Raw genomic sequence first — 19,724 nt, forward strand, 5'->3', positions numbered from 1 at the left:
GCACGGATTCCCCACCGCCGGCGGCCTAGGCCAGCGTGATCGCGTACACCTCCACGCGCGGGTCGTCGGGCAGCGTCACGGAGTGCACCGCCTTGGCCGGGTCGAGCGGCAGGGACAGGCCGAACAGGCGCACCGGCGGCCCGTCCACACCCTGACCCGCCTTGATGCGGTGCGGCATCTCCAGCACCACCGAGCCGCCGGAGCCGGCCCAGTCGCCGACCGTCATCGGCACCTCCGCCGTGGTGCCGTCGGCGTACCGCACGGTCACCGCGGCGGTCACCGGGCCGTTGTGCGCCGAGGCCACGAGCCGCAGCGCGGAGTGCTCGCCGGCGGGCAGCAGCACCGCCTGCCCGCGTGCCTCCACGAAGTTCGCCGCCGTGCCGGACGCGTCCGGCGCCTGGTAGGTCACGCCGCCCAGCGCCACCGGACCGGCGGCGGGCAGCAGCGCGGCGTCGTAGCTCCAGCCCGAGCCGTCGAAGTCGCCCTGGTCGGACGCGGCGACCGTGGCCGTGCCGTCGTGGTTGAGCTCGCCGGTCAGGTCGACCGCGCACTGCGCGCCCGCCACCGCGCACGTCGCCGCCCGCCGGACCTCCACCACCGCCTCGCGCACCACGGTGTTCGGCCCGGTCACGGTGACCCGCACCGGGTAGCGGCCGACCGGCGTGCCGGCCGGCACCGTCGCCACCACCGACACCGTCCGCTGGGTCGGCAACCGGCCCGACTTGACCACCAACCGGTCCGCGGGCGTCACCGACCAGCCGTCCGGCGCGGTCGCCGTGATGCCGACGGGCACCGAGCCGGGCGCCTGGGCGAGCACGTCCAGGGTCAGCTCGACGGTCTGCGGCGCGTCAGCCGTCGGCACGACCGCCGACGCCTGCCGCAGCGACGCGTCCACGTGCCGCCGCCCGTCGGCCTGCGCGCGGTTGATCGACGGCGGCTCGGCGCCGGGACCGGTGCCCCAGGACGACGGCGTGGTGCCGAGCCGGTGCGCCACCGTGCCGCCGCCCGCCACCGCGTCCCAGTCCAGCCACGTCTTGCGCACGTCCCGGCCGTTGAACGTCACCTGCTGGACGTACCGGTTGGCGTCACTGGCGCCCGGCGCGGTGATGGTCAGCGTCCTGCTCCCGGTCCGGACGGTCGCGCCCGGGAACTGCGGGCTGGACAGGGCGAGGAAGTCGCCGCCGCTCATCGTCGGGTACAGGCCGAGCGACGAGAACACGTACCAGGCCGACATCGTGCCCAGGTCGTCGTTGCCGGTCATGCCGTCCGGACCGGTGGTGAACAACGTCATCGCCGCGCGCACCACGGTCGCCGTCTTCGCGGGCGTGCCGGTGGACAGGTAGAAGTACGGCGCGAGCAGGTCGGGTTCGTTGTTCGGGTTGTAGGTCGGCTTGCCGTAGTAGTCGTAGGGCTGCGTGATCCAGTCCTCGCGCACGGTCCCGGCCGGGTCGGCGAGCAGCTCGTCGTAGGCGAAGAACGCGTCGAGCCGCTGCTCGGTCGCCCGCCAGCCGCCCATCAGCTCCACCAGGCCGTTCGGGTCCTGCGGCACCAGCCACTGGTACTGGAACGCGCCGCCCTCGTGGAACTGGTGACCGGCGTCGACCGGGTTGTACGGCGTCACCCACGTGCCGTCGACCGTGCGGGGGCGGAAGTGGCCGATCGAGGCGTCCCACAGGTTGCGGTACCACTGCCCGCGCTCGGCGAACACGCGTGCGTCGTCGTGCTTGCCCAGGCCGCGCGCCATGACGGCGAGCGACGCGTCCGCCGCCGCGTACTCCAGCGTCGCCGACGCCGGGTGCACGCAGTCGTTGTCGCCGCCCTTGTGCGCGCAGTCGGCGCCGAGCGTCAACCCGGACGGGATGTAGCCGCGGTCGCGGTAGAACTCCACCCCGGAGCGCCCGTTGTACGGCGAGTCGGCCGGAGGGGTGGTGGTGGCGTTGCGCTTGAGCAGCTCGTAGGCCTCTTCCTCGTGCCCGGCGAGCAGGCCCTTCGACCACGCCTCGACCAGGAACGGCGTCACCGGGTCGCCGGTCATGATGTTGGTCTCGCTGTTGGCCAGCGCCCAGCGCGGCAGCCACCCGCCGTCGCGGCCGCTCGCGACCACGGACAGCGCCACGTCCCGGGCCACCTGGGGTTCCAGCAGCTCCAACAGCTGGTTCTGCGGTCGGTAGGTGTCCCACAACGAGAGGTTCTGGTAGGGCGTGAAGCCGTCCGCGACGTGCGGCAGGCCGTCGAAGCCCACGTACCGGCCGTCCACGTCGCCGGCCAGGTTCGGGTGCAGCAGCGAGTGGTAGAGCGCGGTGTAGAACGCGGTCCGCCGCTCCGGCGCGCCGCCGTCGATCCGGATCGCGTTCAGCCGCTCCACCCAGGCCTGGTGCGCCCGGGCCTTCGTCGCCTCGAAGTCGTAGGAGTCGCCGGTCTCCGCGGCGAGGTTCTTCCGCGCGCCGTCCATCCCGGTGTAGGACAGGCCGACCTTCAGCACCACGTCCCGGTCGGCCGTCGCGTCGAACGTCACCCACGCGCCGTTGCCGCCCTGGCCCGCCGCGTCCGGCGCGCCCGGCGCGCGGGTCGTGCCGCGCCAGGTGCCGAAGCTCGCGAACGGCCGGTCGAACGTGGCCGTGAAGTACACGGTGTGCTCGTCGTGCCCGGCGCAGAACCGCCCGGCCTTGATCCGGCCCTCCACCGTCCGGTCGCCGACGACGTGCACCTCGGAGTCCAGCACCTGCTGGTTCGCCTTGCCGGTGTTGAACAGGACGTTCGCCTGCGCGCCCGCCGGGAACGTGTGGCGCTGCCAGCCGGTGCGCGGCGTGGCGGTCAGCTCGGCGTTCACCCCGTAGCGGGACAGCCCGACGCGGTAGTAGCCCGGCCGCGCCTCCTCGTCGGCGTGGGAGTACTTCGACCGGTAACCCGCGGTGTCAACGTTGTCCACCGGGCCGGTGGTCGGCATGACCGGCAGCTCGCCGGCCACGCCGCAGCCGACGCCCGACAGGTGCGTCTGGCTGAAGCCGTGGATCTCCTGCTGCTGGTAGTCGTACCCGCCCTGGCCGCCGGTGTCCGGGCTGACCTGGACCATGCCGAACGGCATGCTCACGCCGGGGAACGTGTTGCCGAAGTTCTGGGTGCCGACGAACGGGTTCACCAGGGTGGTCGGGTCCACGTCGGCGGGAGCGGCGGCCGCCGCGACCGCCGGTGTCCCCCCGAGGGCCAGCGCGGCGGCGAGCAGGAGCGTGGTGCCTCGTCTGAGCGGCATCGGCAGGGTGGCCCTCTCTGGGTGACAACGTTGTCAGGTGACCCGGGTGCCCGATCACCGATCCGACTCTCGCGCACCACCGCCCCGGTCGTCCAGCCCTGGCCGCCACCCTGACCGGACAAACCCGGCCCATCGCGGCCGGGGCGTGGTCGGTGGGATCGCGCAACCCGAGCGCTGAGCCGCAGAGCGTTCGGGGCGGTAGGCGGCGACCATCCGCCCCACGCGACGACCTCGTCGTCGGTGTTCCACGCGCCCCGAACCCTCCGCCGACCCGCGGGCGACGGTGTCGTGGGATCCGCGATCACGGCCGGTGGCGGAAGCTGACGCGCACCAGCCGACTGTCGGCCCAGTCTTCGAGCCGGGTCGGCCGGATGGTGCCGGGGTCGTGGGGCTGGTTGAGATCGGCGACGATCTCCGCCAGCACGGCCTGACGTTCGGCGGGATCGGTGACCGGCGTGGCCCGTGCGGGTAGATCCGCGCGGACCCCGTTCTTGAGGTGGAAGGTGAAGTCGGGATCGGCGAGGAGGTTCGCGTGCCAGTCGGTCGCGGCGCCGCCGGCGCCGCTGCACAGGTAGGTGGCGCCCGCGGCCCGGTAGAAGAAGATCTCGATGCGGCGTGCTCGGCCGGTGCGGCGCCCCAGCGTCGTGATGTCGATGATCCGTTCCGCGGTGCCCGCGGCGGGGGTGATCTCGATGGCTCGTCAGATGTGGTCGGGCAGGTGGGATGAGGACGCGTCCCGTGCGGAGTCGATCGACCCGGTCGGGTCCGGCGTGCTCATGCGGCCTCGGCCTGGAGGGCGGGCCCGAGGAGGAGTCCGCCGTCGATGACGTACTCGGACCCCGTGATGAACGACGCGTCCGATGACGCGAGGAACAGCAGGAGACGGCTGACGTCGGCCGGCTCCCCGAGCCGGGGGATGGCGAACGGCTCGGGTGAGTAGAAGTCGGCGATCGCCGCGACCGCGCCGGCTGCCGGTTCGTGGATGAAGGAGGTCGCGATCACGCCGGGGTGGATGGTGTTCACCCGGATGCGGTCGCGGCCGAGCTCGAGCGCTGCCGTTCGGGTGAGGCCTCGCACGGCCCACTTGCCGGCGACGTACGGCGCGTAGTGAGCCGTGCCTCCCAGCCCCATGGTCGAGGCGATGTTGACGATGGCTCCCCCTGCCGCGCGGCGCAGAGCGGGGGCCGCGGCCTTGATGCCGAGGAAGGTCCCGGTGAGGTTGACGTCGAGGATGCGCGACCACGTGGCCTGGTCCGTGTCCTCGATCGTCGCAGGCGGGTTCTGCACGCCCGCGTTGTTGACGAGCACGTTCAGGGCGCCGAAGGCGCTCTCGGCGACCAGCACGGCGGCCGACCACGAGCTCTCGTCGGTGACGTCGAGGTGGGCGAAGCGGGCGCGGGTCCCGAGTTCGTCGGCGAGAGCGGCGCCGCGTTCCGCGTCGATGTCGCCGATCACCACGTTCGCCCCCTCCGCGTGGAAGGCGCGCGCGTGGCTCGAGCCCTGACCGCCGGTCCCACCGGTCACGAGCACGGTCTGGTTGTCGAAGCGGGGCATCGGGTGCTCCTCCGGTACGCGGTGGATGACCGGGATCGCCAGTGCGACCGGCGGCCGGTGGTGAGCCGGTCGACTCACCATCCTGGCCGCGATGCTAGGACGACGACAATGGCGAGTCAAGCCACTCACCTCGTATGCTCGCCCCATGAGCGGGATCGTGACGACGTACCACCAGCGCGTCGCCCAGGAGAAGCGCGCGCTGATCGTGGCGGCCGCGACCGCGCTGTTCCTCGAGTTGGGCTACGACCGGACGTCGCTGGCGCGGATCGCCGAGCGCTCGGGCGTGTCGCGGGCCACCTTGTTCAAGCAGTTCCCGACCAAAGCAGCCCTGTTCGACGCCATCGTGACCGAGTCCTGGTCGGCCGCCGACGAGGAGGACCCCCCGCCGGCAGGCAACGTCGTCGACGGGCTGAGCACCCTCGGTCGCCGATACGCCGAGCTGCTGGGCCGTGACCAAATGACCGACCTGTTCAGGATCGTCATCGCCGAGCTCCCGCGGTTCCCCGAGCTGGCCCAGGCGCAGTTCTCACGCGGGAAGATGCCCTACTTCGAGTCCGTGCGCCGCTACCTCCGGGCCGAGCACGAGGCGGGCACGGTGCGGGTCGAGGACGTGGACCTCGCGGCCACCCAGTTCCTGGGCATGATCTCCAACTACGTCTTCTGGCCGACACTCCTGGTGCCGGGCTGGGAGGTGAGCGCCGAACGCGTCGCCCAGGTGGTCGACGAGGCCGTCCGCACCACCGCCGCCCGGTACGCCACGACCGGACCAGGGGCGTCCACCGACGACTGAGCCCCACCGATCGCGACGAAGTCCCGCCGCCACCGGAAGACTGATGGCGGCGCAATCGAGGCGCGGTGGAGGCGAACTACGGGTTCCACCCGGACTTCGTCAGCTCCTCGATCAATCCCTGGTGCGCCGCGCCGAACTCGCGTCGCACGCATCCGTCAAACCTTCTCGTTTCGATGCGATCGGACAGTGCCGATGAGACGATGACGGCGTCCCGCTTCTCTGGAGTGAAAGGGTGCGCCCGAAGTGCGAAGGTTAATCTCCCCCTTGATCGGAGCGCTGGTCACAGCGCTCGCCGCGGTTGCGGTCATCCCGGCGGGCGCTTCCGCCGCGCCCCAGGCCTCGACGACCGAGTACGCCATCCAGGCCACAGGCTGGACGGCCATCCCGTCCGACTACGCCACCAACCGCAACACGCCCGCGTTCAGCGCCTGCCGCGTCACCCAGACGCCCGACACCATCACCCTGAAGGTGCGGGCAAAGCGGCCGAACAACGTCGCGGTGTCGATCAGCGTGAGCTGGAACAGCCGGCGTGACTCCACCGGCGTCGGTGGCAACGCCTACGCCGACGACTGGGGGCCGTCCGGCTACGCGACCGTCAGGTTCACGATGCCCAAGAGCAGCTACCAGGGCTTCAGCTGGCAGTCGGCGACCGTCGGCTACGGCTACACCGCGGCGAAGCGGCCACCGCTGGACACCCTGAGCTGCCCGTAGGCAGCACCGACAGGACTCCGATTCGCCCCTGCTGACCGCGCGGGGGTGTCGCCAGCCCCCTTCTCCCCCGGTTCTCCGACCGTGAGGCCGTGGGATGGAGTGCCTCCGCGGAGCTTCGACCGAGACGAGAGATCCACCGTCCAGAAGCGGCCGGTCCCCGTCGGTGGAGCAGGGGCAGCGCCCTTTGCCGAGCAAGAGGCCGGCGGATCTCGCCGGAGGGTCGCCGTGGTCGGCAGGGGCGCCGTGGCCATCACCGCGCCTCGACCTCGGCATCGACCCCGGAAACGTCAGGCAAGTCGCCACTTGCAGGCAAGTCGTCACTTGCTTATGGTGGTGCCGTGGCGGAGGAACTCTTCAAGGCGCTGGCCGACCGAACCCGCCGGCGCATCCTCGACGAACTGGTCGAACGGGACGGCCAGACCCTGTTCGAGCTCTGCGGGCGACTGCTGGCGAAGTACGAGGTGGGCCTGACCCGGCAGGCGGTGAGCCAGCACCTGGCCGTGCTGGAGGCCGCCGGGCTGGTCAGGTCACGGCGCGAGGGCCGCTACAAGTTCCACGAGTTGAACACCGAACCGCTCGAGCTCATCGTGACGCGATGGCTCAGGCCCGAAGCACCGGAGAACACCCCATGAGGATCCACCTGTCCAGTGTCTTCGTCGACGACCAGGCCAAGGCCCTGAGCTTCTACACCGACGTGCTGGGCTTCGTGAAGAAGAACGACGTCCCGCTGGGCGAGGACCGGTGGCTGACCGTGGCCTCATCCGACGATCCCGACGGCACCGAGCTGCTGCTGGAGCCCAGCGGCCACCCCGCGGTGCAGCCGTTCAAGGACGCGCTGGTCGCGGACGGCATCCCGGCCACCGCCTTCCTCGTGGACGACGTCCGCGCCGAGTTCGACCGGCTGCGCGGCCTCGGCGTCCGGTTCACCCAGGAGCCGCTGGAGATGGGCCCGGTCGTCACCGCGGTGCTGGACGACACCTGCGGCAACCTGATCCAGATCGCCCAGTACAAGTAGTCCGACGACGCCGAACCCGCGCGATCCCGGCCGGTTTCCCCGTCGACCGGCCGGTTTCCCGCGGTTGCGTTCCGCTCGACCGACGTCCGGACGCGGGCCGCACCCCTTCCCCGGTCCACAGTGGACGGCAGGTGGACCGTTACGCCGGCGGGTAGCCTGGGTGGTCGTTGCCGGGCTGGAAGGGGTGGACGTGCCGGGACTTCGGCGATCGGCGCTGATCGGCGCGCTGCTGGTGATGCTCGGAGCGTGCACCACGACTCCCCCGACGACCGTGGCGTCCTCGACTGCCGCCACCAGCGACCCGCCCGTCGAACGCGTCTACGTGTCGTTGGGCGACTCCTACGCGACGGGCTACCGGCCGGCGGACGCGGGCGAGGGCACCGCTCGGGACGGGTTCGCCTACCTCGTCGCCGAACGGGCCGACCTACGGTTGATCAACCTCGCGTGCAGCGGCGCGACGTCCGCCCAGCTGCGCGCCGAGCCCGGCTGCGCGCCCGCCGCCCGCGGCCCCGACGCGCCGGACCCCGCCGGTCGCACCCAGCTCGACGCGGCCGTGCAGACCCTGCGCGAGCACCGGGGGCGGGTCGGCCTGGTGACCGTGGTGATCGGCGGCAACGACCTGGCCCCGTGCGCGCGGGCCGACGACCCGTTGACGTGCGCGTCGCAGGCCGTGGCCGCGGTCCGGGCCAACCTGGCCGCCACCCTGCCCGCCCTGCGCGACGCCGCCGGCGACGCCCCGATCGTGGGCCTGACCTACCCGGACGTGTTCCTCGGCGCGTGGGTCTCCCCCGCGTTCCCGAACGGCCGGGACCTCGCCCGCCTGTCGGTGTCGTTGTTCCGCGACTTCTTCAACGCCGCCCTCGAAGCCGAGTACGACAATGTGGGCGCGCAGTTCGTCGACGTCACCGCCACGACCGGCGGCTACGGCCCGTTGACGGAGACGACGCAGGACCCCACCTACGGCGCGATCCCCACCCCGGTGGCGAAGGTCTGCGCGCTGACGTACTTCTGCGAGCACACCGACGTGCACCCCACCCCCGCCGGGCACGAGGCGATCGCCACCGCCGTCCTCGCCACCCGATGACGGTCACGTCCGGACCTCACGGCTGATCCCGACGTCCGCCGAGCGCGGCGCGAAGCCGCCGCCCGGCCACCCGCACCGGCTCGACGACCGTGCCGCGCACCCACCGGGCCGGAGCCACCACGACGGCACGCCACCCGTGCCCGATCGCCCGCCCGACCGGCGCGAGCACCACCCGGCGCACCCACCGGGCCGGCGGCACCACCACCGCGCGGCCCACCCGCCCCAGCAGCCGCCAAGCCCAGACCAGCGCCCGGGCGAAGAGCCGCACCACCCACCACAGACCCCGCAGCGGCCACACCACGAGCGCACGCCAACCCCACGCCAACGGCTTGAGCACCACCACCCGCACCACCACCCGCAGCACCCGCGCGGCCCGGCGCAGGAGGTCCTCGACCACGACACCCGCCGACCGGAGCCACCGGCCCACCGGCGCGAACACCCGGCCGGCGGGCCGCAGCACGAACCGCGCCAGCACCCTGAAGAGCCACCGCAACCCCGTGCCGACCGCCGCCAACCCACGCCCCGCCACGTCGGCGACGGACCGCAGCACCGCCCAGAGCGGCCTGAACGCGTACCGCGCCAGCACCTCGCCGAACCAGCGCAGCCCCGCGCCGAGCACCCGCGCCACCCACCGCAGCCCGACGCCGAGCGGCTGGAGAACCCACCGCCACACCGCCCGGCCGACGGCCTCGATCCCTTCCCACGCCAACCGCACCGGCACCACGACGACCACGGCGACGGCACGCGCCACCCACACCGCCCAGTTCGGCGGCTGCGGCTCTTCTTCGACCTCGTCCCCCCGGTTCACCCCACTTGAACGCAGCGCCACGGCGTCCGGTGCCGTGCCCGGCCCGCTCAACACGAGCCGTCGTCACCGGTGCGCCGTGCGTCACGGGCCGGGACGTATCGTGGCCCGGGTGTTCGACCGCATCGAGGGCAACGCCCGTGCCGCGCAGCTGCTGGCGACCGTGTTCGACTTCGACCTGGAGCGGGCGGAGCACGTCGAACCGGTGCGACCGACCTGGGACGGCGAGTTCCGCCCCGTCGCCGGTGACGCGGCGGGCGGCACGTTCTACGCGTGTGGCGGGCCCGTGCTGTACGCGAGCTCCGAGGGCGGGGCCGGTGTCCTCGCCGCCGACCCGACGTCCGCGCTCCAGCTGGTCATCGGCGTGCCGACCTGGCACGACGTGGTGGCCCGCGCGCCGGACCTCGACGCCATGCGCGCCGCGTTCGACTCGACCATCGCCGAGCTGCGGGAGTACGAGCCGGACCTCGACCGCCACCAGGCCGAGGTCTCGGCGGAGCTGGGCCTCGACCGCGTGCCCGTCGAGGAGCTGCTGATCCGGCTGCGCTCCAGCCTCACCGACCTGTCACCCCGCTTCCGCCTGATCAACGACGAAGGCGACGAGTACGACCCCCTCTGAACCGGGCACCGCCGCCACTCGGCCTCTTGGGGCGAGGCCGGCATCCCCCGTGGTGGCGATCTTCCAGCGTGCTGGTCGGACCGGGCGGTCGGAAGGTCTAGGGTGGGTGGCCGGACCAGCGACGAGGATCTGCACAGCATGGCGCACTCACCCCACCCGTCCCGACCGGTCCGCGTGGTCCTGGTGGAGGACCACCACATGGTGGCCGAGGCGATCCGGCTGGCGTGGGCGGACGCAGGCGAGGTCGAGGTGGTGGCCTCGGTCGGTTCGGTGGCCGCGGCGGCCGCGGAGGTCCGCCGGCACCGGCCCGACGTGGTGCTGCTGGACCGCCGGTTGCCCGACGGCGACGGCCTGGACGCGATCGGGCACTTCGAGGAGCAGGGCGCGCGGGTGCTGGTGCTGACCGGTGAGGCGACCGTGTCCGTCGCCGCCCGGGCCGCCGAGTCCGGCGCCGCGGGCCTCGTGCTCAAGTCCGCCCGCCTGGAGGAGCTGACCGAGGCCGTGCTGCGGGTGGCGGCCGGCGAGGTCGTGTTCGACGGCGGGCTGCTCGCGGGCGTGCTGGACAAGCTCACCGGCCGCGCCAAGACCGACGGGGTGCCGCTCACGGTCCGTGAACGCGAGGCGCTGCTGCTCATGGCCGACGGCGCGAGCACGGAGGAGATCGGCGAACGCATGGGCGTCGCCCGCAACACCGTGCGCAACCACGTGCAACGGGTGCTGGAGAAGCTGGGCGCCCGGTCGAAGCTGGAAGCGGTGGCCATCGCCCGCCGCGACGGCCTGCTCGACTAGCACGGCTAGTGCAGCCGCACTAGCCACGGCGGTGTACGTGCGTCTGGGCGGTGAGCGCCCGATGCCGGAGAGTGCGACTGTGGACCTCAAGGTGTCTGGCCCGGTTGCGGAGTTCAGCGCGCCGGCCGACCGCGGGGCGGCCGGGTTGGCCCGCGACTTCGTCCGCAAGACCCTCACCGACCTCGGTTACCTCGGCGACCACAGCGACGTCGTGCTCGTCGTGTCCGAACTGGTGTCCAACGCCCTGCGCCACACGGCCACCATCCCGGTCGTCCGGTTGGCGGGAGACGCGCTCCGGCTGCGGGTCGAGGTCGAGGACGGCAGCCCGGTCCTGCCGCGCGCCCGGTTGTCCGCCACCGTCGGCGGGTGGGGCCTGCAACTCGTCCAGCAGCTGACCACGGCCTGGGGCGCGACCCCCGAACCCGGCGGCAAGGTCGTCTGGTGCGAGATGGCCGTCGAAGCCACCTCCTGACCCCGGCGCGCCGACCGTGGCACCCCCACCGACCGTGGTGCACAGTGACGCCATGGCTGACCACCCCGCCGAGCCCGACGTCGAACCGCCGGCCGAGGACGCGTACCGCCTGCTCGTGGAGAGCGTGGTCGACTACGCGATCTTCATGCTCGACCCGACCGGCCGGGTGATCAGCTGGAACGCGGGCGCCGAGCGGATCAAGGGGTACTCGGCCCAGGAGATCATCGGCCGGCACTTCTCGCTCTTCTACCCGCCCGACGACCTGGCCGCGCGCAAGCCCTGGCATGAGCTGGAGGTCGCGGCGGAGGTCGGCCGGTTCGAGGACGAGGGCTGGCGGCTGCGCAAGGACGGCAGCCGCTTCTGGGCCAACGTGGTCATCACCCCCCTGTTCGAGAAGTCCGGGCGGCTGCGCGGGTTCGCCAAGGTCACCCGCGACGTGACCGAGCGGATGCGGGCCGACGAGGCGTTGCGGGCGAGCGAGGAGCGGTTCCGGCTGCTCGTGCAGGGCGTGCTGGACTACGCGATCTTCATGCTCGACCCGACCGGCCGGGTGATCAGCTGGAACGCGGGCGCCGAGCGGATCAAGGGGTACTCGGCCCAGGAGATCGTCGGCGAGCACTTCTCGCTGTTCTACCCGCCGGAGGACCTGGTGGCGCGCAAGCCGTGGCGCGAGCTCGAAGTCGCGGTCGACGTCGGCCGGTTCGAGGACGAGGGCTGGCGGCTGCGCAAGGACGGCACCCGCTTCTGGGCCAACGTCGTGATCACCGCGCTCACCGACGAGTCCGGCCGGCTGCGCGGGTTCGCCAAGGTCACCCGCGACATGACCGAGCGCCGACGCGTCGAGCGGACGTTGACCGAGCAGCGCAAGCTCGTGGGCCACCTGGTGGAGGCGCAGGAGCTGGAACGGCGCCGCATCGCCTGGGACGTGCACGACGACTCGATCCAGTCCATGGTCGCCGTCGGCATGCGGTTGCAGCTGCTGGCCAACCGGCTGCCCGAGCCGGAGGCCGCCGGGGTGCGGAAGCTGGACGAGGCGGTGCGGTCGTCCATCGGGCGGTTGCGCGACCTGGTGTTCCGGTTGCGCCCGCCCGAACTCGACCGGCACAGCCTGGCGCAGGCCCTGGACCACTACCTCACCGACGTCGCCGGCTCGTGGGGCGTCACCTACCGGCTGCGGCACGCGCTGGACGACGAGCCGTCCGCCGAGTCGGCGATCACGATCTTCCGCATCTGCCAGGAAGCGCTCGTGAACATCCGCAAGCACGCGCGGGCGTCGGCGGTCGAGGTGTCGTTGACCTCGGTCGACGGCGGCACGCTGGTGGAGGTCGCGGACAACGGCGTCGGGGTCGGGGCGGGCGTCGACACCGCGGCGGGCGCGCCGGCGGACCGCCCGGCGTTCGACCACTTCGGCATGATCGAGATGCGGGAGCGGGCGGAGACCGCGGGCGGCTGGTGGTCGATGGGCGAGGGCGAAGGCGGTGGCACGGTGGTGCGGTTCTGGATCCCGGATTCGTCCGGTGGTGAGCCGTGACGGGCCGCAAGCTCCGCGTGGTGATCTCGGACGACGACCCGATGATCCGCGACGCGCTGCGCGAGGTGCTGGAGGCCGAGCCGGACCTGGAGGTCGTCGCGGTGGCGCGGGACGCGGACGAGGCGATCGAGCTGGTCGAACGCCACAGCCCCGCCGTCGTCGTGCTCGACGTGCGCATGCCCGGCGGCGGCGGTGGCCGGGCGGCGCGGGAGATCAGGCTCCGGTCGCCGGACACCGGCATCCTGGCGCTGTCGGCCTTCACCGACCGCGAGACGTTCCGCGAGTTCGAGTCGGTCGGCGTCCGGGAACACCTCGTCAAGGGGGTCTCGAACAGCGACATCGTGGCGGCCGTCCGCAGGGTGGGACGACCGGGGCGCGGCGGTCACCCGAGCGCGTCGTCGCACCCCGGGGCGTAACGTCGAACTGGTACAACTGTGGTTCGACACCGCGCGCATCACACCCGGGAGACGTCGTGGCCGAGCCGATGGGGCAACCGTCACCGATCCTCGACATCCGTGTCACCCGAACCGGTGATGTGCTGGTCGTCGCCGTGGCGGGTGAACTGGACATGGACACCACCGCCGAGGTCCGCGCCACCGTCGTGTCGGGCCTGGTCGAGCACCCGTCCGCCCTGGTCCTCGACCTGTCCGGGGTGATCTTCTTCAGCTCCGCCGGCTTGTCGCTGCTGCTGGAGGTCCGGCGCCTGGTCGACACCCTGGCCGTCGTCGCGACCGGGCGCGCCGTGCTGCGGCCGATCCAGCTGACCTCCCTCGGGCAGCTGCTGACCGTGTTCCCGTCGGTCGACGAGGCACTGGCCGCCGTCTCCTCCACCCAGCCCGTCCGCCACGCCGACTAGCACCGGCTACCTGCCCCGGGCCGGTGGACGTGACTGCCCCTCACCCCCCACGCCACCACTGGTACCGACCTGGCCTCCCCCGGGCGGATCGATCACCGGGGCGAAGCGCCCGGACGCAGCAGGCGACGCACCCGTCTTCAGCCGAACGGGAGGCACGTGCCGTCCTGACGGGCGTCGTCGCGTTGGCATGAACGGGCCAACCTCGGGCGAACTCCGGCACCGCGGGCCGCGGTGGCGGTTTCCTGGACGCTCCGAGGACCAGGGGGAACCGACCATGGAGAAACGTTCACTCGGCGTGCTGGCAGCAGGGGTGGCTGCCGCACTGCTGCTGGGCGGCCAGACCGCCGCCACCGCCGAACCGCAGGCCGTGCCGATGATCCAGCCCGACCCGCTGCTGATGTTCCCGGCGCACCGGGCCGGGACCGATTGGGCCGCGGTGACCAGCGCTCGCGAGACGAAGGCGCGGGAACGGCGGCAACGGGTCGGCACGCAGGCCGCGCTGCCGTACCGGGAGAAGGAACCGGTGGGCACCACCGGCGCCAACGACACCCTGGCGACCGCCGAGCACATCGCGGGTTTCGGCACCCGCGCGCACTCGAAGGTCGCGCTGACCGGTGACATCAGGCCCGACGACTCGATCCCGACGCTGCCGCCGTTCCCCGAGACCGACGACGCGATCGGGCTCGCCGGCGACACCGGCATCCCGGGCGCCCGGCACGCGGTCCGCACCAGCGGCGTCATCGGCGACGGCGCGCACGGCAGCGCGGGCGACGGCACCGGCGACTTCGACTACTACCGGATCCAGAGCGGCGCCACCAGCTTGACGTTCACCGCGCGCACGGCGACGCCGACCGGCGGCCTCGACACGGTGCTCGCGCTGTGGGACGCCGACGGCAACCTCTGGGACCTCAACGGCGACAGCGGCGGCACGACCGACTCCGCCCTCACCGTCACCATCCAGGCCGACCGGACCTTCTACCTCATGGTGGGTTCCGACCCGGCCCTGCTGCCCGACCCCACGACGCCGGGCACCGGTCCGGGCGTCGGCACCGAAGGCCCGTACGACCTGCTGATCACCAGCGGCCGCAGCGCGGGCGACCTCGACTACTACTCCTTCGACCTGCGTGCGGGCGACGTGCTCGGCGCGTCCGTCGCGGGCGGCGGCACGCGGCTCGCGGTGCACGACCCGGCCGGTCGCGAGGTGTTCGGCTCCGCGCAGGACCTCACCTCCCTCTTCGCGGTGGACTCGCCGATGCCCGGCGGCGGCAACGCGGTCGTGGACTTCGTCGCGCCGGCGGCCGGCCGGTACCGGCTCGGGGTCGAGGCGGGCGAAGGCCCGTACGACGTCAAGCTCGAAGCGTTCCGCCCGGGCACGGAGACCGCGCCGCGCGGTTCGGTGCACACGATCTTCCTGGACTTCGACGGCGCCAGGGTGAACACGTCGATCTTCGGCAACGGCGGCGGCTTGCGCGACCTGTCCCCGTTGGCCGACTTCCTGCCCGGGTGGGGTCTCGCCGCGCGCGACGAACGCGCGTTGATCACCTCCGTCGTCGCGACCGTGCGGGAGAACCTGGAACGGGACATGGTCGCCAAGGGCCTCAACCCGCGGTTCGCGCTGCGCGTCCTCAACAGCCGCGACCACGCCGACCCGTGGGGGCAGCCGAACGTCAGCCGGGTCGTCGTCGGCGGCACCATCGCCGAGTCGGGCATCCCGACCGTCGGCATCGCGCAGTCCATCGACGCGGGCAACTTCGGCCGCGAGGAGACCGCGCTGGTGCTGCTCGACGAGATCAGCGCGCCGGCCGGGTCGCGGTTGTCGTTGAACACCTACGTCGGCCCGCACAGCGACAAGATCGCGTTCATCGGGCGTGCGGTCGGCAACATCACCAGCCACGAGGCCGGGCACATGTCGGGCAGCTGGCACACCAGCGGACCCAACGAGGTGCACGGCATCATGGACCCCGGCGGGAACCCGGCCGTCATGTTCGCGGTGGGCCCGGACGGCGTGGGTGGCACGGCCGACGACCCGGACCTCGACTTCACCGAGGACGAGCTGAGCCCCGCCGAGGGCTTCACCGGCATCGAGGACACGGTCGCCCGCACCGCTTGGGCGTTCGTCCGGGGCACCGGCTGACCCGGTCGGTGGGCGCGGTCCTCGCCGTCCGCGCCCACCGCGGCGAGCCGTCACCCGCAGGGGTTGCCCCGGTCCGCGCCCGGCGGCAGTTGGTCCACTTCGGACGGTGTGTAGTCGCGGCCGGCGGCGGCGCACAGGGCCTCGAACCACCGGGGCGCGTCGAGGTCGAGCGACACGAAGCCCTGCTTGTTCGCGGCGATCAGCCGGGTGCCGCGCACGACCGGTCTGATCGTGTCGGCGGGCAGGCGGAACTCGCCGAGCAGGCGGGACGTCTCCGGGTCCCACGCCTGGATCAGCTCGTCCTGCCCGGACGCGAGCAGCTTGCCGTCCGGGGTGAACCCGAGGGGGGCGACGTGCGCGGTGAGCGGGATCGGCGCCGACGTGGCGCCGGAGCGCAGGTCGTGCACGTAGGCGCGGCCGGTCGAGTACTGGATCGCGACGCGCGAACCGGCCGTCGCCGCGGCGAGCATGGTCGAGTCCGGCTCGGGCGCGATCTCGTCCCCGCCGGTCCGGGCCGCCAGGTCCCACCAGCGCTGGCCGTGCGAGGTGTTGACGAGCACCCGGTCGGGGTCGGGGGTGCTGAGCACGACGCCGCGTTCCGCCGCCGTCAGCAGCTCGCGCGCCGTGCCGCCCGCCGGCAGGGGCTCGCCGACCCGGGCGCCGCTGTCGAGGTTCCAGCGGGTGAGCAGGCCCGCGTACAGGGTGACGGCGGTGCGGTTCTCCACGACGGCCACCGTGCGCGGCCAGTAGCGGTCGTCCTCGTCGACCAGCTCGGCGGGCCGGGGCAGCCGCAGGCGGCGCAGTTCGGCCAGGTCCCGGGCGTCCAGCACGAGCAGGTCCGGGCCGTCGAACACCAGCAGGCGCGCGTTGTCCGGGGTGAACCGCAGGAACAACCGGCCCGGTGGCCGCAGGTCCGGCGCGGTGGCCACCCGGCGCCGGGTGCGGGTGTCGATCAGCGACACGCCGGGCGCCTGGGCGAACCTGCCCTCCGCCACGGCCATCAGCGAACCGTCCTCGCTGTAGGCCGGGTTGACCAGGTCGATCGTGTCCGGTGGCGTCGAGTGCTGCTCGCCGATCTCCTCGACGGGCCGCGGTGGCCGCATCCGCACCATCGCCCTGCCCCGCACGTGGCGGATGTCCGGGGTGCCGTCCGGTGACCGCAGCGCGACCGTGCCTCCGGCGACCTCCTGGTCGGCGGTCAGGTCCGCGCTCGGCGTCGAGGACTGGTAGGCCCGGCCGTCACGCGGGTCGAGGTAGGTCACCACGCTGAAGCCGCCCGACTCGGTCACCGGGTCGACCACGACGTACTCGCCGGTCAGCTCGGTGGCGATGTCGTCGCAGTCCGGCATGGTCCGGTGGAACACCTCCGCGCCGCCGAAGGCGTCCCAGCCGGTGAGCACCTGGTCCGCGCAGGTCAGCACCATGCGGCCCTGGCGCAGGGTGCGGGACATGCCGGGCATCGAGCGGATCTCCGCGCCGGTCTCGAGCGACCGCACGACGTGCACCGCGTCGTCGTCGCGCCGTTCGAGCAACGCCACCGCGGCGGTCTCGTCGTCCAGCGCGGCCATGCCGAGGACCTCGGCAGGCGGCGGTGCGAACCCCGGCACCCGGGACCGCCGCGCCACGTCCCACACCTCGACCAGCCCCTTGTTGACCAGCACGACGTGCCCGCCGGAAGGCGAGATCTCCACGCCGGCGTCGTCCAGCGGGTCCGCCTCCGCGGAAGCGGGGCGCACCAGGACCGGTTCGCCGGGCTCGCGCAGGTCCCACACGCGGATCGCGGCCGTCGTGTCGACCACGGCGACGCGCGTGCCGTCGTCGCTCACGCGGATGCCTTCGACGCCGTCGACCTCGCCCAGCGGCCACGACCGCGGCGCGTCGCCCCAGGGGTCGTGCCACGCGGTCAGCTCGCCGGCCGCCGTGGCGGACACCGCGACGTGGCCGGTCGGTGTCGTGGCGACCTCGTCCATCGGCACGGCGAACCGGTCGACGTCCACCTCGGCCACGTCGTGGAACATGGCCTGCTGCCGCAGCAGCGCGCCGTAGCCGACCGCCGGGTCGTGCCGCCAGGACGCCAGCGCGAACTGCAACGCGCTCATCGCGGAGACGCCGGCCTGCCGCTCGGCGAGGTCGCGGAGCAGTTGCGCGCCCTGCCGCCGCACGGTGGTGTCCAGTTCCTGGTTGGCCGACACGGTGCGGGCGGTGAGCAACGCCGACACCAGCAGCAGCACGGCCATGGCGGACACCGCGGCCCGCCGCGTCCGGGTGGACCGGCGCTGCGCGGCCTGCCCGGCGGCGACGTAGTCGTGCTCGCGCCGGTCGACGTCGGCCGGGCGCCGGTCGAGCCACTGCCGCGCGGTGGCGAGCTGCCCGCCGCGCGGGACCAGGCTCCGGTCGCGGCCTTCGCGCTCCCACTGCTCGGCGCGTTCGCGCACCTGCGCGTGCCAGGCCAGGAACTCGCGGTCGGCCTCCAGCCACCCGCGCAGGGTCTGCCAGTTGCGCAGCAGGGCTTCGTGGGCGAGCGCGAGCACCGGGGGCTGGCCGGGATCCTCGCGGACGACCAGCAGCCGCGCGCCCAGCAGCACGTCCACCACCCGGCGCAGGTCGTCGGGCACCTCGTCGACCCTGGTGGGGCGCACCGCGAAACCGTCGTCGGCGGGTCGGGCCAGGCGCACCAGCAGCCGCCGCACCGGTTCCCGCCCGGCCGGGTCGAGGGCGCGGTAGAAGCGCTCGGCGTGGCCCGCCAACGCGCCCGCGACACCGCCCAGCTCGTCGTAGGCGCGCAAGGTGAGCCGGCCGGCGTCCCGCGCCTGCCACAGCTCGGTGAGGGTGAACTCGACCAGCGGCAGCAGGCCCGTGCCCGCCCGCGCGTCGGCGAGCACCCGGTCGACCACCCCGTCCTGGTAGGCCACGCCGGGGGTCAGCGCGACGGGCCGTTCGACGGCCTGCCGCAGCCGGTCCCCGCTCAACGGCGCGAGGAACATCGTCGCGTCGTCCAGCGCGGGCACGCCGCCGGCCGCCAGGAGCCCGTCCAGGGAGCCGGCCCGCAGCGTGAGCACGACCCGCGGCCCGGCCGGCTCGGCGGTCAGCTCCGCCAGCAGGCGCAGCACGTCCCGCGCGGTGGCCGGGTCGGCGGTGACGACCTCCTCGAACTGGTCGACCACGAGCACCGCGCCGGGCACGGCGGCCGGCCGCAGCACGGCCAGCAGGTCCTCCGCCGACTGGCCGGGCACGGGCCGGACCAGGGCCACCGGTGTGCCCGCCGCCTCCAGCCGGGGCCTCAGCCCGGCGTCGACCAACGACGACTTGCCACACCCGGACGGCCCGACGACCAGCACGATCCGCTGCCGCGACACCCGTCGCGCGAGCCGGTCGATCTCCTCGTCGCGCCCGAAGAAGTACCGCGCGTCCTCGGCGCGGAAGGCCCGCAGGCCGCGGAACGGGCACGGCGGCGCCAGCTCGTCCGCGACCTCGACCAGCGACTCGGACGGGATCAGGTAGGCGGTGCCCGAGCCGCGTTCGGCGGCCACGGTCATGCCGATCACCGCCGCCAGGTCCTCGCTCCACACCGGCGAGCCGCTGAAGCCGCGCGCGATGCGCGGCCCGTCGTCGGCCTGCATCTGCACCCACCCGGTGCCCTGCCGCTCGCGCAGGCTGCCCCCGACCCACACGCCGTCCTCGCGGCCCGCCGGGAACCCGGGCACGCGGAACCGCCGGCCCCACGGGTTCTGCGCCGTGCCGAGGGCCGGCGCGGCGGACCCCTCCGGCGGCGGTTCCACCAGCCGCAGCAGCGCGATGTCGCCGCGCCCGTCGGCCCGCACCGGCCGCCACGCCTCGACGCGCGCCGTGCGGGACGGGACGCCGGGCAGCATCGGGAAGTCCACCCGCACCGGCCTCGCGTCGTCGCCCACCACGTGGGCGCAGGTGCACACCAGGTCGGGCGCGACCAGGAAACCGGCGCCCACCACTGAACCGCGGTCGTCGCGCACCCGCACGACGGCCGCCGGCAACTCCCGCGCCGACCCCACTGCCGCGTCCCCCACCGATCGACATCCCCTGTAGACCATTCTTCCCAGCGCAGCCGTCCGGATGCCACGCACGATCGGGTGATCTT

17 protein-coding genes and 1 pseudogene are annotated in these 19,724 nt (G+C 73.4%); 12 read left to right on the forward strand and 6 right to left on the reverse strand.

Annotated features, from left to right (window positions below):
• Positions 1-25: 25 nt before the first annotated feature.
• The 4 genes and pseudogenes from EDD40_RS04700 to EDD40_RS04710 form a co-directional block, all read right to left on the reverse strand.
• Positions 26-3,250, reverse strand: coding sequence for a GH92 family glycosyl hydrolase (locus tag EDD40_RS04700; protein WP_123741798.1), 3,225 nt, complete (start codon positions 3,248-3,250; stop codon positions 26-28).
• Between the two features lie 301 nt (positions 3,251-3,551).
• Positions 3,552-3,674: a hypothetical protein gene (locus tag EDD40_RS44265; RefSeq protein ID WP_281277744.1), complete on the reverse strand. Its 123-nt coding sequence runs from the start codon at positions 3,672-3,674 to the stop codon at positions 3,552-3,554.
• A gap of 15 nt (positions 3,675-3,689) precedes the next feature.
• A pseudogene (locus tag EDD40_RS44745) lies at positions 3,690-3,944 on the reverse strand (nitroreductase/quinone reductase family protein); the annotation flags it as partial.
• Between the two features lie 80 nt (positions 3,945-4,024).
• Positions 4,025-4,951 carry a glucose 1-dehydrogenase gene (locus EDD40_RS04710; protein WP_246037408.1) on the reverse strand — a complete coding sequence of 309 codons (927 nt, stop codon included), beginning with the start codon at positions 4,949-4,951 and terminating at the stop codon, positions 4,025-4,027.
• On the opposite strand from EDD40_RS04710, the gene EDD40_RS04715 reads away from it, so the two are divergent.
• The 5 genes from EDD40_RS04715 (at position 4,950) to EDD40_RS04735 (ending at position 8,404) form a co-directional block, all read left to right on the forward strand.
• Positions 4,950-5,594, forward strand: coding sequence for a TetR/AcrR family transcriptional regulator (locus EDD40_RS04715; RefSeq protein ID WP_123741800.1), 645 nt, complete (start codon positions 4,950-4,952; stop codon positions 5,592-5,594). The two genes, EDD40_RS04710 and EDD40_RS04715, sit on opposite strands and share 2 nt — an antisense overlap.
• Before the next feature lie 264 nt (positions 5,595-5,858).
• Positions 5,859-6,305, forward strand: a complete 447-nt coding sequence (locus EDD40_RS04720; protein WP_123741801.1) for a hypothetical protein — start codon at positions 5,859-5,861, stop codon at positions 6,303-6,305.
• 338 nt (positions 6,306-6,643) lie between these two features.
• Positions 6,644-6,937, forward strand: a complete 294-nt coding sequence (locus EDD40_RS04725; RefSeq protein ID WP_123741802.1) for an ArsR/SmtB family transcription factor — start codon at positions 6,644-6,646, stop codon at positions 6,935-6,937.
• On the forward strand, positions 6,934-7,320 hold the full coding sequence (locus EDD40_RS04730; RefSeq protein ID WP_123741803.1) for a VOC family protein: 387 nt from the start codon (positions 6,934-6,936) through the stop codon (positions 7,318-7,320). The genes EDD40_RS04725 and EDD40_RS04730 overlap by 4 nt, the downstream gene beginning before the upstream one ends.
• Positions 7,321-7,480: 160 nt before the next feature.
• Positions 7,481-8,404 (forward strand): SGNH/GDSL hydrolase family protein, encoded by a 924-nt coding sequence (locus EDD40_RS04735; RefSeq protein WP_148088678.1) that lies wholly within the window; start codon positions 7,481-7,483, stop codon positions 8,402-8,404.
• 16 nt (positions 8,405-8,420) lie between these two features.
• On the opposite strand, the gene EDD40_RS04740 is transcribed toward EDD40_RS04735, so the two are convergent.
• On the reverse strand, positions 8,421-9,212 hold the full coding sequence (locus EDD40_RS04740; RefSeq protein ID WP_123741805.1) for a hypothetical protein: 792 nt from the start codon (positions 9,210-9,212) through the stop codon (positions 8,421-8,423).
• Between the two features lie 109 nt (positions 9,213-9,321).
• Between EDD40_RS04740 and EDD40_RS04745 the strand changes: the two genes are divergently transcribed.
• From EDD40_RS04745 to EDD40_RS04775, 7 genes are all read left to right on the forward strand, one after another.
• Positions 9,322-9,828: a hypothetical protein gene (locus EDD40_RS04745; protein ID WP_123741806.1), complete on the forward strand. Its 507-nt coding sequence runs from the start codon at positions 9,322-9,324 to the stop codon at positions 9,826-9,828.
• Positions 9,829-9,966: 138 nt separating this feature from the next.
• Entirely contained in the window at positions 9,967-10,617 is a 651-nt protein-coding gene (locus EDD40_RS04750) for a response regulator transcription factor (protein ID WP_123747761.1), read from the forward strand.
• Positions 10,618-10,708: 91 nt separating this feature from the next.
• Positions 10,709-11,089 carry an ATP-binding protein gene (locus EDD40_RS04755; protein ID WP_123747762.1) on the forward strand — a complete coding sequence of 127 codons (381 nt, stop codon included), beginning with the start codon at positions 10,709-10,711 and terminating at the stop codon, positions 11,087-11,089.
• 52 nt (positions 11,090-11,141) lie between these two features.
• Complete coding sequence (locus tag EDD40_RS04760) at positions 11,142-12,620, forward strand: PAS domain-containing sensor histidine kinase (RefSeq protein ID WP_123741807.1); 1,479 nt, start codon at positions 11,142-11,144, stop codon at positions 12,618-12,620.
• A complete protein-coding gene (locus EDD40_RS04765) occupies positions 12,617-13,036 on the forward strand; it encodes a response regulator (RefSeq protein WP_246037410.1) in 420 nt (139 codons plus the stop codon). The genes EDD40_RS04760 and EDD40_RS04765 overlap by 4 nt, the downstream gene beginning before the upstream one ends.
• 56 nt (positions 13,037-13,092) lie before the next feature.
• The gene (locus EDD40_RS04770) at positions 13,093-13,476 is read left to right on the forward strand and encodes an STAS domain-containing protein (protein ID WP_123741808.1); all 384 of its coding nucleotides are present in this window, start codon (positions 13,093-13,095) and stop codon (positions 13,474-13,476) included.
• Between the two features lie 274 nt (positions 13,477-13,750).
• Positions 13,751-15,610, forward strand: coding sequence for a PPC domain-containing protein (locus tag EDD40_RS04775; protein ID WP_148088679.1), 1,860 nt, complete (start codon positions 13,751-13,753; stop codon positions 15,608-15,610).
• A gap of 50 nt (positions 15,611-15,660) precedes the next feature.
• On the opposite strand, the gene EDD40_RS04780 is transcribed toward EDD40_RS04775, so the two are convergent.
• Positions 15,661-19,653, reverse strand: coding sequence for a serine protease (locus tag EDD40_RS04780; protein ID WP_170184941.1), 3,993 nt, complete (start codon positions 19,651-19,653; stop codon positions 15,661-15,663).
• Between the last annotated feature and the right edge of the window lie 71 nt (positions 19,654-19,724).

The organism is Saccharothrix texasensis, from assembly GCF_003752005.1.
Lineage (GTDB): Bacteria > Actinomycetota > Actinomycetes > Mycobacteriales > Pseudonocardiaceae > Actinosynnema > Actinosynnema texasense.